We start from the raw sequence: 15,383 nt of genomic DNA on the forward strand, positions 1-15,383 counted from the left end.
ACGGAATTTCCGTTACGGAACTGTCGTAACGGAAATTCCGTAACAATCACGCAACCACAAACAATCTTCGTATAAAAAAGGCCACGCAACCGCATGGCCTCAAAATCAATCCCCCCTACCCGGGTCAAGGGGCTCGCCCCTTGCGGGGCGCGGGGCAGCGCCCCGCTCTCTTCCCTCCCCCTACGCCTGGTCCTTGGCCCGGATCTCGGCGCGTTTGATCTTGCCGCTGATGGTCTTGGGCAGTTCCTTCACGTATTCGACGATGCGCGGGTACTTGTAGGGCGCGGTCACTTTCTTGACGTGGTTCTGGAGTTCCTTGGTCAGGGCGTCGGACGGCTCGTAGCCGGCTGCCAGGGTGACGGTGGCCTTGACGGCCTGGCCGCGATCCGGGTCCGGCACGCCGGTGACGGCGGCTTCGACCACGGCCGGGTGGGTGATGAGGGCGCTTTCGACCTCGAAGGGCCCGATGCGGTAGCCCGAGCTCTTGATGAGGTCGTCGATGCGGCCCAGGAACCAGAAGTAGCCGTCCTCGTCCATCCAGGCCTTGTCGCCGGTGCGGTAGAAGCCGCCGTGCATGACGCTTTGGGTCTTGGCTTCGTCTTGCAGGTAACAGGAGAAGAGGCCCACGGGGCGGATGGGGTCGATGCCGATGCAGATTTCGCCTTCCACGCCGGGCGGGCAGGGCTCGTCGTTCTCGTCGAGCAGGCGGATGTCCCAGCCTGGGCAGGGCTTGCCGATGGAGCCGGCCTTGGGCTTCATGAAGGGGAAGGTGGCGATCTGCAGGGTGGTCTCGGTTTGGCCGTAGCCTTCGTAGATGGGCATGCCGAGCTTCTCGACCCAGGTGGTGAAGACGCTGTCGTTCAAAAGTTCGCCGGCCGTGGTGCAGTGGCGCAGGGCCGAGAGGTCGTAGGCCGAGAGGTCCTCGCGGACGAGGAAGCGGTAGACCGTCGGCGGGGCGCAGAAATTGGTGACCTTGTGGTCGGCGATGATCTTCAGGAGCCTGGCCGGCTCGAACTTGCCGCGGAAATCCCAGACAAAGACCACGCCGCCGGCCAGCCACTGGCCGTAGAACTTGCCCCACACGGACTTGGCCCAGCCCGTGTCGGCCAGGGTCAGGTGCAGGTTGCCGGGCTCGATGTCGTGCCAGTAGGAGCCGGTCATGATATGGCCGAAGGGGTAGTTGAAATTGTGCAGGACCATCTTTGGGTGTCCGGTGGTGCCGGAGGAGAAGAAGATGGTGGCCGGGTCCTCGCCGCAGGCCGCGTCGGCCGGGCGGGGGAAGCTCGGGGAGGCCTTGGCGGCGATTTCGGAGAAGCTCTGCCAGTTCCCTTCGGCCTGCTCCAGGCCGGCCATGACCAGCGTGGTCAGGGACGGGCAGTCCGGCTGGGCGGCCTCCACGGTGGCGCGCACGGAAGTGTCGACGATGGCGCCCTTGATGGAGGCGAAATTGACGCGGTAGGTAATGTCCTTGGCCGTCAGCAGGGCCGGGGACGGAACGCCGAGGGCGCCGAGCTTGTGCAGGGCGAGCATGACGGTCCAGAACTCCACGCGGCGGTGCAGGATGATCATGACCTTGTCGCCGCGGCCGATGCCCAGGCTTTTCAGGGCGCCAGCCAGCCGGGAGGACTGCTCGGAAAAATAGCCGAAGGTGTATTCGCGGCGCACGTCGGCGTCATCGACGTGAACCATGGCCAGGCGGTCCGGGTCCTGGGCGGCCGCGACGTCGACCATGTCGAAGGCGAAATTGTATTTGGCGGGAATGTCCAGGGCGAAGGAGGCCTGGAACTCTTCATAGGACGTGGGGCGCAGTTTGGTGTGCATATGTGCTCCGGTGGTGGTGGATTCAGGAGTTCGGGACGATGCGGCTCAGGGGGACAGGCACGGGCCTGGCCCCTAGATAATCACGTCCAGAAACTCGGCCGGCCGGCCATCCAGACCACGCAGGGCGTGCGGGGTGCGCGAGGTGAAGTAGAGGCTGTCGCCGGGCTCCATGACATGGACGGCGTCGGCCAGTGTGATTTCGAGCTTGCCCGCCAGCACGTAGATGAACTCCTGCCCGGGGTGCTCGTTGAACTTGAGTTCGGACTTTTCCTTGGGGGGGACGGTGACGATGAAGGGCTCCATCTTGCGGCCGACGAAGCGGTAGGCGAGACTCTTGTAGTCGTAGTCCTTGCGGCGCTCCACGCTCATGCCCTTGCCCTTGCGGACCAGGGAGGCGGTGTGCAGGTGCGCCTCCTTGCCGGACATGAGCACGGTCAGGTCGACCTGGAAGGCCTGCGCCACGTTGAAGAGGTAGCTGACCGGAATCTCGTGCCCGCCCGATTCGTAGTTGCGGACGTCGTCGGCCGAGGCGCCGACCTGGGCGGCCACCTCCTCCACGGTCATGTCCATGGCGTCACGGAGCCCCCTCAACCGGGGCGCGATATCCTTGTAGGCGGGTTGTTGCGCGTCCATAGCCTGCTCCTTGTGTACGAGTGTGAAAACAGGGCAGAACTACGGTTTTCAGGGCCAAAAAGCAATCGCCAAGCGATAATCGAGTAACGAGAATCCGCGCGCGATCACACTTCGACCACGGAATTCTCGCAGTTGCCGAACTCGCTGTAGCAATACGTGTCGGCGTTCCAGTCGTTCTCCCAGCGATCGTCGTCGAGCAGGTAGCGGAACTGGTAGGCCGCGCCTATGGGCAGGTCCACCTCGACCTTGAAGGAGCCGTCCTTGAGCCGCTTCATGGGCGTGGCATGCATGGACCAGTCATTGAATTCCCCCACCAGGAAGGCGGTTTTGGCCTCGCCGGCCGCATCCGACGGGATGCGGAATGTCGTCCGGCATACGTTCTTGGTCTTCAGATACTTCTTCTCTATGCTCATCGTATCCTCCACTGTGATGCGAGGTCCCCGTGCAGGGACGCGTAGACATCCATATACTTTCGTGCCGATTGTTCCCAGGAAAAATGCGTCTGCATGGCGTTGACCTGGATCCGCCGCCAGGCGGCCCGGTCCTCCCAGACGCGCACGGCCTCCCGCACGGCCGCAAGCAGGGCCGCGGGCGAGGGGCTGTCGAAAATGAAACCGTTAGCGCCATCGGCCGGATAGGGAACGATGGTGTCGCGCAGGCCGCCGACGGCCGTGGCCACGGGCGGGGTGCCGTAGCTCAGGCTGTACATCTGGGTCAGGCCGCAGGGCTCGTAGCGCGACGGCATGAGAAAGATGTCCGAGCCGGCCTGAATGACGTGGGACAGTTCCTCGGTATAGCCGATGATGGCCGAGACCCGCGTCGGGTAGTCCTCCATGATGCTCATGAGGCGCGCCTCGTACTCGGCCTTGCCCTCGCCCAAAACCACGAGCCCCACGTTGAGCTTCATGAGCTCCGGGACGATGTCGAGGACGATGTCGATGCCCTTCTGCCCGCGGAGCCGGCCGATGAAGCCGAGCACGGGGCGATGTTCGAGCCCCGGCGAAAGACCGAGCATATCGAGCAGATAGGCCTTGCAGTCCTGTTTGCCGTCCGGATTGAGGGCCGAATAGGTGCACTCCAGGACCGGGTCGTTCTCGGGGCTCCAGATGGAATAGTCCGCGCCGTTCAGGATGCCGACGAGGTCCGCGCTGCGGCGCGAGAGGATGCCCTCCAGGCCGCACCCGAACTCCGGGGTCATGATCTCGCGGGCGTAGCTGGGGCTGACCGTGGTGATCTTGTCGGCGTAGGCGATGCCGGCCTTGAGCAGGTTGAAACTGTTGTAGAACTCGACCCCCTCCATGTTCCAGGCTTCCAGAGGCAGGCCCGACTGCTCGAACAGACGGTAGGAGAAGCGACCCTGAAAGGCCTGGTTGTGGATGGACATGACCGTGTGCACCCCGGTCCAGAAGGGGTCGCTGCGGCGCCAGAAGGCGATGTACGCCGCGGCCAGGGCGGCGTGCCAGTCCTGGGCGTGGACGATGCGCGCGTGCATGTCCAGGTGCCGGATGGCGCTCAGGGCGGCGCGGCAGAAAAAGATGAAGCGCTCGCAGTTGTCGAAGTAGTCGCCCTTTTCGGTGCAGTAGTAGTTGCGGCGGTCGAAATATTCGCCGCGTTCGACGAAATAGACGGGCAGACCGTGGTAGTCGGCCTGATAGATGTCCGCCGTGGTATCCGGCCACGGGTAGCCCACCGGGCAGTTCTCGTGGACCAGATGCACGGGGTACTGACCCGTGGACAAGCGTCCGTAGAAAGGCGTGATGACGGCGACGCGCACGCCCAGTCGCGAGAGGGTCAGGGGCAGGATGCCCATGACGTCGGCCAGTCCTCCGGATTTGGAGAAGGGATAGATTTCCGACGTCAGAAAGACGATGTCGTGTGGCGGCGTGATCATGGGTTGGCTGCGAGCCTCCTGGCAAAGTCGTCGACGATTCGGCGGTGGTCGAAGGCCATGTCGGGTAGCCCGTCCAGGGGGAAGAACCGCGCGTTCCCGGCGTCGTCGCCGGCCTGCGGAGCCTGGTCCCCGTCGGCCACGGCGATGAAGGCCACGCTCAGCGTATGAAAGCGCGGATCGCGGTCGGGGTCGGAATAGACGCCCAGCAAGCCGGTGAGGCGCACCGTGAGGCCGGTTTCCTCCAAGGCCTCGCGGATCGCGGCCTGCTCAGCGCTCTCGCCGTAGTCGACGAACCCGCCGGGCAGGGCCCAGCCGTGGGGCGGGTTGCGGCGTTCAATGAGCAACACCCCCTGGCCTTCGCGATAGAGCACGATGTCCACCGTGGGGAAGGGATTTCGCGGCACGGCAGGTTCGCCGCACTGCGCGCAGGGCACTGCGAAGAGCGGCGCTGCGGCCCGCCCGGGCGATTTCCGGTTCTGATCCTGTTTCATGCTGACTCATGGTTAGCACCATTTTTTCAAGACTTGAAGCGGGAAAGTTGCGTGCGCGGAATCGTAACACAATGTCGCGGAAAGGGCGCCGTGCCCGGAGAATGCGCGTACGGGGCCGTGAGGTGCGCGGCCTGAGTACGGGAGGCCAATGCAGGGGGCTCAAACAAAACCGGCCCCCGGACCTTGCGGTGCGGGAGCCGGTTTTGGCAAAAAGAGGAAGTTATGAAGGTATTAGCAAGGGGCGGGCCAAAACGGCCACAACGTCTAAAATAAAAAAATTACGCCCTAATCTACTGAAATATCTAGATTCATATCTTGCGCACCCAAAGCCCTTTCCGACAAAACAAATTCAAATTTTTTAACCGACATTTCCTCAGCCCGCGCGGGCTGCCAACGGCAATTCAAGAATTTTTACTCGGCAAGCACATCGAATCCGGCTTTTTCGAGGCGTGCGGCCGACACGGCGCCTTCGCGCAGGATGCGCACCGCGTTCCCACCGACGACTTCGGCCAGCGTCGAGGGCAGGCCCCCGGCGGGCCAAGGCGTCGCATCCATCACCAGGGCCCCAGATGCGCGCAGGAGCTCGGGATCGAGATCCCCGGGACGGCAGGCCGGGGGACGTCCGCTCATGTTGGCACTCGAGGAGATGAGCGGGGCTCCGGCTTCGAGGCACAGGCGCGCGGCCACGGGATGCGGGCTCATGCGCACTGCGGACCGGCCATGCCGATCACGGGCCAGGGGACTGACCGCAGCGTCGACCGGAACGATGATGGACAGGGAACCGGGCCAGAACGCATGGGCCAGTTCGAGTGACGCCCCGTTCAAGCGCAGGTAGCGCGCGGCCATGTCCCAGCCCGAGATGATGATGGGCAGCGGCTTGCCGTCAGGCCGGCCCTTGGCGGCCGTGACGCGCTCGACGGATGCGTGCAGGGTGGCCAGGCAGCCCAGCGCGTAGAATGTCTCGGTCGGGTAGACCACCAGGCCCCCGCCGAGCAGCGTACGGACTTCGCTCTCCCACATCAGGGCCACGGGAACCCCGCCGCCGCGCGCATTGACCGCAGTCCCGCACGGCTGGTAGGGGACAGGAGACACAGCGGATGGCCGCCCCCGGCAAACCTTGCCCACACGGACAAACGAAAATCTTCCGATTCAGTATGTTGCGACATAATCCGATCTTGGCAGGGACTTTGCTTCATTGGGTTGAAAAAGGAAGGAGATGGCCATGAAAATCACCTCGGATCAATTGGCTGCCCTGCAGCTCCAACAAAAAAACGCGGCCCGGAACACATCCGGCGAAGGGTTCGCGCAGGCCCTGGCCCAGGAGCTCCAGTCGGGCTCCGTCACGGCCGGTACGGGCGCAACACCGACCGGTCCGATGGTACGGCTCGACCAGGCCCTGCAGGCCGCCATGCTGACCCAACCCACAGAGCAGACGATCATGGACAAGATGAGTTCCCTGCTTTCAAAATGGGAAAATTATTCCCAGATCATCGGCGCGGCGGACGGCGACCTGCGCGAGGGCTACAACCTCCTCGCGGACATTCGTCAGGACATCCGGGATGTCAAATCGGACCTGGCCCACAAACCAGGGCTGGGGCAGAACCTCGAAGGCATGGTCGAAGAGCTCGACATCCTGGCCACCACGGAAGAATTCAAATTCAACCGCGGCGACTACCTGAACTGACACCCGGTTCCGAGGCCACTTCTCCCGTTTTTTGCGGCGCTTCGTCAGAGGCGCCGTTTTTCATGCGCGAGCCAGGCCGGAAATGGCGGCCTGAACGCTCTGCACCTTAATCTCCCGGCGCTGCCCCTGAAACAGGAAGACGCGGCTCCAGACCCGGTCGAAACACTTCCAGGCCATCCAGACCGTGCCGACGGGCTTCTCGGGACTGCCGCCGCCGGGTCCGGCGATGCCCGAGATGGCCACGCCCACGGGCACGCGCATGAGATCGCACACGCCCAGGACCATGGCCTCGACACACTCCCGGCTGACGGCGCCGTGGCGGACAAGGACCTCCTCCGGCACGGCCAGCAGACGCATCTTGATGCGGTTGTCGTAGGCCACCACGCCACCCTCGAACCAGTCCGAACTCCCGGCCACGTCCGTCAGGGTGCTGGCCGTCAGGCCGCCCGTGCAGGATTCGGCCGTGGCCATGCGGCAACCGCGGCCGCGCAGAACATCACCCAGGGACAGGACCAGCCCTTGCGTATCGAGATCCATGCATCTCCTTTGCGCCCGCGCAGTGCCATCTGCGTCTGCGGCGTCACGTACTCATCATTCACCGGACAATCCCGCGAGAGCGCCCGCAGCTGAAAAACGCATCCTGTCCGACGTATCCATTGCGTGTACCTGCGCTTTCCAGGGCAACGCAAGTCTTGAATTCGCCACCGACAGGTGACAAGAGTGCCCTATCGCAGCTCGTCTTCGCCGAAGACGTTCGCAGCGGTTCCCACACCCTCAGACAAAGCGGACACCACGTGAACATATCCCCCGCCCTGCCATGGTCCTCCCGACTCGGATTCTGCGCAATACTGGTCCTTTTCGCCCCCGCGGCCGCCCTGGTGTTCGGGATGCAGCCGCCTGAGCCCTTCCCGGCCACGCCGACGGCCATGGCCATCCTGGCCGGAGCCATCGGGTTGCTGTCCGCGGCCGGACTCACGCTGATCACCACCCACCGTCTGCCGAGCCTGTCGGCGGCGCTGTGCGACTTCCTCATCCCGGCCGTGCTGACGCTGGCGATGAATCCCCACGTCACGATCTGGCAGGCTCCGGCGGCCTGGTCCGACCTGCTCAGGCTTGGCCCCCTGTGCGCCGCGTTCTTCGCCCTGGCCCAGATTCTTCTGGTGTCCATCACCCTGGCCCGCAAGGGACGGCACCCTTCCATGCTGGCCCAGGCCAGCCTCCTGGCCGTGCCCTTCGTCTTCAACTGGCTCCTGCTCCTGCAATCGCCGCACCTGCTCCAGCAACTGGCAGGCTCGCTGCCAGCCGTCAACGCACTGCCCCCCCGCGCCATGGAACTCGGCGGGCGGGTCATGGTCCTGGCCGTGTTCAACACCTTCTCGGCCGTCATCCTCAACGCCCTGTGCATCGGCGGCCTGCTGCGCGAACCGAAGACCTTCGTCCTGCTGGCCGGCAGCGCCGCCCTGGCCGGCCTGAGCCCCCTGGCCGCCGACCTGGGCTCGTCCCAGGCGGCCGCGTCCCTGCCGCTCGGCCTGTCGGTCCTGGCCGCCATCGCCGCCGTGGCCGTGGCCCAGGCCGGGTTGTGGAGCCAGACCTTTCTCATGACCGGCCTGCTCATGGACGCCTTGAAGGGCCGGCGACCCGCCGGGTACTGGGGGGCGCACCACTTCCGGGAGGGCCTGGGCAAGGGCGCGGTCTACAGCGCCCTGTTCCTGGGGCTCTTGTTCCTGGTCCAGGCCATGGCCGACTCGTCCCTGCTGGAGGCGGCCAGACTGACCATCCCCCTGGCCACGCACCTGGCCGTGGGCGCCGCGCTCATGCCCCTGGCCAAGACCATCCTCGAAACCTTCGACGGCAGCCCGGCCTTCTTCTCCCGCCTCCTGGGCAACGCCTGCCGCCCCCATCTCTACCTGCGCGGGGCGCTGCTGGGGCTCGGCCTGCATCTCGTCCCGGTCCAGACGCTGATGCACGAAACACCGGGCACCCGCTTCCTGCTCGGGGCGGGCATGGGGGCCGTGGCCTTTGCCGGCGCCGGCATGCTCATGGACCTGCTGGAAAAGGTCCGGGGCAGACGGCAGCGCCTGCAAAGCTGGCGCGTCTACCTGAACGGGACCCTGCTGGGCGGCTTCGTGGGCGGGGCCATCGCCTGGTACGTGGACCCGAGCCAGTCCGCGGTGGTGCTGAACAAATTCCGCATGTACGTCACCCTGCACGTCCAGAACCCGCAGGACTACGTCATCTATCCCCTGTTCAGCAAATGGGGGGCCATGAACCTCGGGCCCCAGACCGGCAGCGCACGGCTGCTCTTCAACGAGTCCGTGTCGGGCGTGATCAACTGGTCCCTGGCCGCCCCGCTCTTCAGCGTCAATTTCTTCTTCCTGACGGCCCTCTTCGCCCGCAGTTGGGCGCCGGTGCGCCTCATGGCCAGCCGCCAGGGCGTCGTCGCCATCGCCGAGCAGACCGTGCGCGTGCTGCGCTGGGGCCTGTGGATGGCGCCGGTCATCTACTCCCTGCTACGCATCTCACCCGACCCCACCTGGTACAACCAGGACGGAGCCTTCCGCACCCTGGCCGCCATCTGGCAGAGCATCGTCCTCACGCCCGAGGCCTTCCGGGGCTGGAGCATCGAAACCTTCCTGCACCTCCTGGCCTACGACTGGGTGCGCATCCTCATCTGGTTCGACCACATGGGCCTGCGCGTGGCCACCCTGGTCAACCTGTCCTTCGTCGGCGGCGACGCCTTGGACGAACTGCTGGCCCGTTTCCAGGGCCACGCCGGCCGCACGCGCTGCATCCCCGAGGCCCTGCGCCGCTTCGCCACCTGGGCCCCGCTGCTCATCCCCTTCTTTCTGCCCATGGGCGCGGACTGGGCCCATGTCTGGGACGGGGCCGAAGCCATCCAGAAAACGGGCCAGGGCCAGGCCTCGCCCCTGGTCGCGCTCATCGCCGTCTTCGCCGTCACCGCTTTCGCGGTCAGCATCGTCAGGGTACGCCACCGCAAGCAGCCGACCGGCGACATGTGCGTGGCCTGCGGCCTGCAACGACCCGGCTTCCGACCTGCGGACGAGATCACCCTGTGCAACGGCGTGTACACGGCAGTCTTCACCCAGGACGGCCGGGGATACAGCCGCGTCTTCAGCTCCGTCAGGCACGGCGCGGAGTACGATCTGACCAACCGTCCCACGTCCCGCGCCCACAACGCAGGCAAATTCCTCTACCTGCAGGAGGAAGGCCGGGAGCCGTGGACCCTCGGCTTCCGCCCCATTACGCGCGACGACGCCCAGACCACCGTCGAGCGCACCTCGCCCCTCTCGGTCAGCCTGAGCTGCCGGTGCCAGGACATCGAGGCCGAAGCCGACGTGAACGTCCCGGCGGACCTGAACGCCGAGATCTGGAGCATCCGCCTGACGAACACGGGGACGGAAGTCCGGCGGATCGATCTGGTTTCCTACCGGGAAATCTGCCTCAACGACCCCAACCCACAGCTGCGCCACCCCTTCTACAACAGGCAGCACATCGCGACCTGGTTCGTGCCGGTGCTTGGGGCCGTCTTCGCCCGCAACCGGATGATCAAGACCTCCGGTTCCTCCTCCGGCGGCCCGCGGCCTTCGCCCGAAGTCTACTTCCATGCGGCGCAGGTCACCGATTCCCGGGTTTCGCTGCGCGGCTACCAGGACAGCCGCATGGCCTTTGTCGGCGACAGGACCCTGCGCGACCCCGACGGATTGAACCGTCCGCCGCTGCAGGCCGACGACACGGGCCTGCACTACACCTTCGACCCCATCGCGAGCCTTTTCCTGCGCTTCGAACTCGAACCCGGCGAAACGGTCGAGGCGGTATTCGTGGACGGGTACGCCGCGTCGGCGGAGGAAGGGGAACAGATGCTACGCCGAATCCTGAACCCGGCCGGCGAAGCCCAGCCCCATCCGCTCAAGCCCGACTGCAAACCCCGGGCAATCCGGGAGCCCTCGGTCGAGGAGATGCTCCACCCGGCGCCGGAGAGCGCCTACAGCTTCTCGGAGGACGGAGAGGAGCTTCATTTGGGATGGAAGACCCCGCGCCGCTGGGCCCACCTCATGGTCAACGAACTGGGGTACGGGACGCTGGTGACCAACGACGGAGCGTTCACCTCCTTCATGGGCAACTCGCAGCAGAACGCCCTGACCCCATTCGCCCCGGACTCCATGACCACCCAGGACCCCGGACAGGTCCTTTTCCTGCGCGACACGGCCACGGGCGACATCACCTCGCCGACATACATCCCCTTCCGGGAGAGGAAGGCTGAGCTGAACGTGACCTTCGGCCTGGGATACTGTGTCTTCCGCAAGTCCATGGGCCCCGTCACGACGGAACTGACGTCCTTCGTCCTCCACGACCAGCCCATGGAGGCCCGGCTCCTGCGCATCGTCAACTCCGGACAGAGCGCGGTGACCTACGACGTGACCTTCTTCGCGCAGATCATCCTGGCCGACGTGGCCATCGACTCCCTCGGCCAGATCGTCACGGAGGAGGACCGCGAGGGCGGCGTCATCTTCTTCAGCCGCCCGGAGAACAGATTCCAGCGCGGTTGGGCCTTCGTGTCGTCAAGCCTGCCGTGCACGGCCATGGAGACCAGTCTGAACCGGTTCATGGGCGCCGGACGGACCATTTTCGCGCCATGGATGGTCGAAACGGGCGAGCCCGACCTGGAGCAGGATGACGACGGGTACCGCGTGGCCGCGATTTCCGGCCGCATCACCGTGCCAGCCGGCGGGGAAGCCCACATGCACGTGCTCATGGGACAGGCCCCTGAACAGGGGGATTGCCGCCGGATGATGGCGTCCATGCGCCGCGGCGACGACGTGCTGGCCGCGCTGCGGCGGACGAAAGCCATGTGGCGGGAAACGCTCGGGACGATCAGGGTCGAAACGAGCAGCCCGGCCTTCGACCGACTGGTCAACACCTGGCTCCCCTACCAGGCCCTCACGGCCCGCCTCTGGGGGAGACTGGGCCCGCATCAGCGCAGCGGCGCCTACGGCTTCCGGGACCAGTTACAGGACGTCCTGCCCCTGACCATGCTGCGTCCCCGCCTGGCCCGGGCCCAGATTCTGCTGCACGCGCGCCAGCAGTTCCTGCGCGGCGACGTGCTGCAGTGGTGGCACCAGACCTGGGACGGCCGCACGGGCCTGGGCATCCGCAACCGGGCCTCGGACCCGCACCTGTGGTTGGCCTACATGACGTGCCGCTACGTGGAGGTCACGGGCGACCGCGCCATCCTGTCCGAACCGATCCCGTTCATCGAAGGCCCGTCCATCCCGCGCGGCCAGGAGGGCATCGCCTTTGTGCCGCGGCCCTCGCGTGATCAGGGCACCCTGCTCGACCATTGCGTGCGCGGTATCGACCTGACCCTCTCGAGGCTGGGCGCCAACGGCCTGCCCCTCATGGGCGCCCACGACTGGAACGACGGCCTCTCGGCCGTGGGCCCCCACGGCAAGGGCACGAGCGTCTGGCTCGGCTTTTTCCTGCACGACGTGCTGCGGACCATCACCCCGCTGGTGGAGGAGCGCTACGGCAAGGCCAAGTCCGAAGGGTATCGCTCCCAGGCCGCCAGATTGCGCGAGGCCCTGGACAGGATGTGGCAAGACGACCACTTCGTGCGGGCCGTTTCCGATTCCGGCGAGGTCCTGGACTACGCCGACGCCCTGTGCTCCTCGTGGCCCCTGCTGTCAGGGGCCACGGACCCGATCAAGGGCGAGGCGGCCCTGCGCTCGGGCCTGAAACATCTGGAGAAGGAGAACATGGTGCTGCTTCTGACCCCGTTCTTCGATGAAGACTCCAAGCCCTACCCCGGCCGCATCGCCGACTACCCTCCGGGGGTGCGCGAAAACGGCGGCCAGTATTCCCACGGCGCATCCTGGCTGGTGGACGCCCTGACCATCCTGGCTCGGCGGGCGTCGGAGGCCGGGGACGCACAGGCGGCAGCCCGCTGGCGCCGCGACGCCCTGCGGGTCTGGCTGAAGATATCGCCCCTGGCCCATGCCCGTGCGGAGGAGCTGCAGACCTACGGCCTGCCGCCCCACCAGCAGCCGGCCGACATCTTCCACGGCCCGGGATTCGAGGGCCGCGGCGGGTGGAGCTGGTACACGGGCGCAGCCGCGCGGATGCTGTGGGCCGCCTATGGGCTCCTGGGAATCGGTACACAGGACGGCAAGCCGCATCTGGACGCCACGATGCTCGAAGCCGACGGCGTCCTGGACGTGCGCAGGGTGTGGATGAACGGCAAGGAAGTCTTTACCGGAGGAAAGAAGCATGACTGAGACCGGCGCCGTCCCGAACACGGTGCGCTCCGGCCGCTACCGCCACTTCAAGGGCGGCGAATACGAGGTCCTGGGCACGGCCCGGCACAGCGAGGGCCTCGAAGACATGGTCGTCTACCGTCCCCTCTACAACGACACGGGCCTGTGGGTCAGGCCCGTGTCCATGTTCCTGGAAAACGTCGAGCGCGAAGGACGGCTGGTGCCGCGCTTCGCGCTCATCAATGAAGGCTGACCTGATCACCGATCACCTTCCGGACCGCCAATGACCCGAAATTCTCCCCCCGCCCCCCTGAACGGGGTGCAGGGGACGAGTCCCCCGCCCGCCGGAGGCATCTTCATCCTCTAATCCTTCTTCCGGACCAACCTCGGCTTGCTCCCGTCCTGGGGCCCGATGACGCCGTCCATCTCCATCTGTTCGATGAAGCGGGCGGCGCGGTTGAAGCCGATGCGCAGGCGGCGCTGGATCATGGATATGGAGGCGCGGCCCTGTTCGGTGACGAACTCGATGGCCTCGGCGTACTTCGGGTCGTCGAGGACGTCGCTGGCCCCGCCGCTGCCTTCGCCGCCGTTCTCCCCGCCCGTGTTCCAGTCGGCGAAATCCAGCTCGAAGCGCTGGGGGCGCTGCTTTTCCCAGTACTTCACGACGCGGGCGATCTCGTCGTCGCCGACGAAGGCGCCGTGCACGCGCTGGATGTTGCCGCCGCTCTGCTTGAAGAGCATGTCGCCGTGGCCCAGGAGGTATTCGGCGCCGACACCGTCGAGGATGGTGCGGGAGTCGTGCTTGGAGCTGACCTGGAAGGCGATGCGGGAGGGAAAGTTGGCCTTGATGATGCCCGTGACCACGTCGACGGAGGGGCGCTGGGTGGCCAGGATGAGGTGGATGCCCGATGCGCGGGCCAGCTGAGCCAGGCGCACGATGCTGCCCTCGACTTCCTTGGCCGCGGTCATCATCATGTCGGCCAGTTCGTCGACGACGATGACGAGGTAGGGGAAGGGCTTGAGGTCCCGCATGTCTTCGGGGATGTCGTCGCCCATCTCGGAAAGCTTCTGGTTGTAGGTCGTGATGTGGCGCACGCCGGTGCGGGCCATGGCCTCGTAGCGCTGCTCCATCTCGTACACGGCCCACTCCAGGGCGTTCTTGGCCAGGTGCATGTCCGTGACCACGGGGTGCACGAGGTGCGGCAGGGAGCTGTACACGGCCAGCTCGATGCGCTTGGGGTCAACGAGCAGGAGTTTCACGTGTTCGGGGTCGTTGCGGTAGACGAGGCTCAGAAGCAGACAGTTCAGGCACACGGACTTGCCCGCACCCGTGGCGCCGGCCACGAGCAGATGCGGCATCCTGGCAAGGTCGGCGATGCGGGGGACGCCCTGGATGTCCTTGCCCAGGGCCAGGGGCAGCTGGGCCTTGGCCTCGGAGAAGGACGGGTCCTCGATGATCTCGCGCAGGTAGACGGTCAGGCGCTGCTCGTTGGGAATCTCGATACCGACGGTGTCGCGGCCGGGCAGGGGCGCGACGATACGCACGGCGCGGGCCTTGAGGGCCAGGGACAGGTCGTCGCCCATGCCGGCGATGCGGCTGACCTTGATGCCCGGCGCGGGCTTGTATTCGAACATGGTGATGACGGGCCCGGGCTGAACGCCCTGGACTTCGCCCTGGATGCCGAAGTCCGCGAAGCAGGCGGTCAGGGCCTGGGACTGCCGGTCGAGGACGGAAGCGGAGACGGTGATGCGCGAGGCGGGGACCTGGGCCAGGAGATCGATGGGCGGCAGGCTTGCGCCGGATACAACGGTCCGCGGGGCGGTCGCCGGCTTCGGGGCCTTCGGCGGCGCGGGCGCAAGGGGGGCCATGGGCACCGGCGAGTCCTTCTGCGGCTTGTCCTCGACCAGGCGGACCTTCGGGGCTCTCGGCTTCGGCCGCTCTTCCTGGCGCACGGCCGGGGCGGCGGTTCCTGACTTCGCGGGCTTGAGCCATGCCCCGACCCTGGACGCGAAGCCCCGGACCACCGCGATCCAGGCCGCAGCCTTGTCCACGGCGACGCGGTACGGCATGCCGACGAGCAGCCGCAGGCCGATCATGGTCAGGCAGGCCGCCACCAGGACAAAGCCGTAGTCGCCGAAGACCCGTTGCAGCAGGGCGTAGAGTGAGCGCCCGACGAAGCCTCCGCTGGCCATGCCCGTGCCGGGCAGCCCCATGTTCACGACAGCGTAATGTATCCATACCGGCAGCAGCACGCCAAGCAGGATGCCACCGGTCCAGCGCAGCCAGGACGGCCGGAAACGGGGGAAGAAGAGCATGCCGGCGGCCAGGGCGAAAAAGACCGGCCACAGCCAGGCGGCCGCGCCGCAGAGGTCCACCAGCCCGCCAGCGACGTACGCCCCCAGGGTGCCGACCAGGTTGCGCGTCGTGTGTCCGGCCATGGCCTGATGGTTGAAACTCGCGTCTTCGGGCGAGAAGGAGTACAGGGCCAGCGTGGCCAGCGCCAGGGAGCAGGCGAAGACCAGGGCGCAGATTTCCCGCAGGAGTTTGTTGCCGTCAGTTGTCATGCGAATTTTTCCATACAGGGGGGCGT

11 protein-coding genes are annotated in these 15,383 nt (G+C 66.2%); 3 read left to right on the forward strand and 8 right to left on the reverse strand.

Going from position 1 to position 15,383, the window contains the following annotated elements; all coding sequences use genetic code 11:
• Window positions 1-180: 180 nt before the first annotated feature.
• The 6 genes from ACYQ3G_RS16500 to ACYQ3G_RS16525 all read right to left on the reverse strand — a co-directional run bounded on the left by ACYQ3G_RS16500 (window position 181) and on the right by ACYQ3G_RS16525 (window position 5,856).
• Window positions 181-1,821: an AMP-binding protein gene (locus ACYQ3G_RS16500; protein WP_459827627.1), complete on the reverse strand. Its 1,641-nt coding sequence runs from the start codon at window positions 1,819-1,821 to the stop codon at window positions 181-183.
• A 72-nt stretch (window positions 1,822-1,893) separates the two neighbouring features.
• A complete protein-coding gene (locus tag ACYQ3G_RS16505; RefSeq protein ID WP_459827630.1) occupies window positions 1,894-2,454 on the reverse strand; it encodes a helix-turn-helix domain-containing protein in 561 nt (186 codons plus the stop codon).
• 104 nt (window positions 2,455-2,558) lie between these two features.
• Entirely contained in the window at window positions 2,559-2,867 is a 309-nt protein-coding gene (locus ACYQ3G_RS16510) for an isoamylase early set domain-containing protein (protein WP_459827633.1), read from the reverse strand.
• The gene (gene glgA, locus ACYQ3G_RS16515; protein WP_459827636.1) at window positions 2,864-4,345 is read right to left on the reverse strand and encodes a glycogen synthase GlgA; all 1,482 of its coding nucleotides are present in this window, start codon (window positions 4,343-4,345) and stop codon (window positions 2,864-2,866) included. The genes ACYQ3G_RS16510 and glgA overlap by 4 nt, the downstream gene beginning before the upstream one ends.
• Window positions 4,342-4,836, reverse strand: coding sequence for an NUDIX domain-containing protein (locus tag ACYQ3G_RS16520; RefSeq protein ID WP_459827639.1), 495 nt, complete (start codon window positions 4,834-4,836; stop codon window positions 4,342-4,344). Before ACYQ3G_RS16520 ends, glgA begins: the two co-directional genes overlap by 4 nt.
• A 411-nt stretch (window positions 4,837-5,247) precedes the next feature.
• Window positions 5,248-5,856 (reverse strand): L-threonylcarbamoyladenylate synthase, encoded by a 609-nt coding sequence (locus tag ACYQ3G_RS16525; protein ID WP_459828338.1) that lies wholly within the window; start codon window positions 5,854-5,856, stop codon window positions 5,248-5,250.
• A gap of 202 nt (window positions 5,857-6,058) precedes the next feature.
• Here ACYQ3G_RS16525 and ACYQ3G_RS16530 point away from each other — a divergent pair, with 202 nt between their 5' ends.
• Window positions 6,059-6,520 carry a hypothetical protein gene (locus tag ACYQ3G_RS16530; protein ID WP_459827642.1) on the forward strand — a complete coding sequence of 154 codons (462 nt, stop codon included), beginning with the start codon at window positions 6,059-6,061 and terminating at the stop codon, window positions 6,518-6,520.
• 60 nt (window positions 6,521-6,580) lie between these two features.
• On the opposite strand, the gene ACYQ3G_RS16535 is transcribed toward ACYQ3G_RS16530, so the two are convergent.
• On the reverse strand, window positions 6,581-7,057 hold the full coding sequence (locus tag ACYQ3G_RS16535) for a CinA family protein (protein WP_459827645.1): 477 nt from the start codon (window positions 7,055-7,057) through the stop codon (window positions 6,581-6,583).
• 257 nt (window positions 7,058-7,314) lie between these two features.
• Between ACYQ3G_RS16535 and ACYQ3G_RS16540 the strand changes: the two genes are divergently transcribed.
• Complete coding sequence (locus tag ACYQ3G_RS16540; RefSeq protein ID WP_459827648.1) at window positions 7,315-12,813, forward strand: GH36-type glycosyl hydrolase domain-containing protein; 5,499 nt, start codon at window positions 7,315-7,317, stop codon at window positions 12,811-12,813.
• Window positions 12,806-13,045: a DUF1653 domain-containing protein gene (locus ACYQ3G_RS16545; RefSeq protein WP_459827651.1), complete on the forward strand. Its 240-nt coding sequence runs from the start codon at window positions 12,806-12,808 to the stop codon at window positions 13,043-13,045. Before ACYQ3G_RS16540 ends, ACYQ3G_RS16545 begins: the two co-directional genes overlap by 8 nt.
• Before the next feature lie 110 nt (window positions 13,046-13,155).
• Here ACYQ3G_RS16545 and ACYQ3G_RS16550 read toward each other — a convergent pair whose 3' ends face one another.
• Window positions 13,156-15,357 (reverse strand): DNA translocase FtsK, encoded by a 2,202-nt coding sequence (locus ACYQ3G_RS16550; protein ID WP_459827654.1) that lies wholly within the window; start codon window positions 15,355-15,357, stop codon window positions 13,156-13,158.
• Window positions 15,358-15,383 lie beyond the last annotated feature (26 nt).

The sequence above is a fragment of the Desulfomicrobium salsuginis genome (assembly GCF_054657795.1).

What these genes read in the sequence shown, in the direction of transcription:
- ACYQ3G_RS16500 (WP_459827627.1), bottom strand. Translation starts at nt 1,821, where the DNA reads ATGCACACCAAACTGCGCCCCACGTCCTATGAAGAGTTCCAGGCCTCC.
- ACYQ3G_RS16510 (WP_459827633.1), bottom strand. Translation starts at nt 2,867, where the DNA reads ATGAGCATAGAGAAGAAGTATCTGAAGACCAAGAACGTATGCCGGACG.
- ACYQ3G_RS16505 (WP_459827630.1), bottom strand. Translation starts at nt 2,454, where the DNA reads ATGGACGCGCAACAACCCGCCTACAAGGATATCGCGCCCCGGTTGAGG.
- ACYQ3G_RS16520 (WP_459827639.1), bottom strand. Translation starts at nt 4,836, where the DNA reads ATGAAACAGGATCAGAACCGGAAATCGCCCGGGCGGGCCGCAGCGCCG.
- ACYQ3G_RS16545 (WP_459827651.1), top strand. Translation starts at nt 12,806, where the DNA reads ATGACTGAGACCGGCGCCGTCCCGAACACGGTGCGCTCCGGCCGCTAC.
- ACYQ3G_RS16535 (WP_459827645.1), bottom strand. Translation starts at nt 7,057, where the DNA reads ATGGATCTCGATACGCAAGGGCTGGTCCTGTCCCTGGGTGATGTTCTG.
- ACYQ3G_RS16525 (WP_459828338.1), bottom strand. Translation starts at nt 5,856, where the DNA reads ATGTGGGAGAGCGAAGTCCGTACGCTGCTCGGCGGGGGCCTGGTGGTC.
- ACYQ3G_RS16530 (WP_459827642.1), top strand. Translation starts at nt 6,059, where the DNA reads ATGAAAATCACCTCGGATCAATTGGCTGCCCTGCAGCTCCAACAAAAA.
- glgA (WP_459827636.1), bottom strand. Translation starts at nt 4,345, where the DNA reads ATGATCACGCCGCCACACGACATCGTCTTTCTGACGTCGGAAATCTAT.
- ACYQ3G_RS16550 (WP_459827654.1), bottom strand. Translation starts at nt 15,357, where the DNA reads ATGACAACTGACGGCAACAAACTCCTGCGGGAAATCTGCGCCCTGGTC.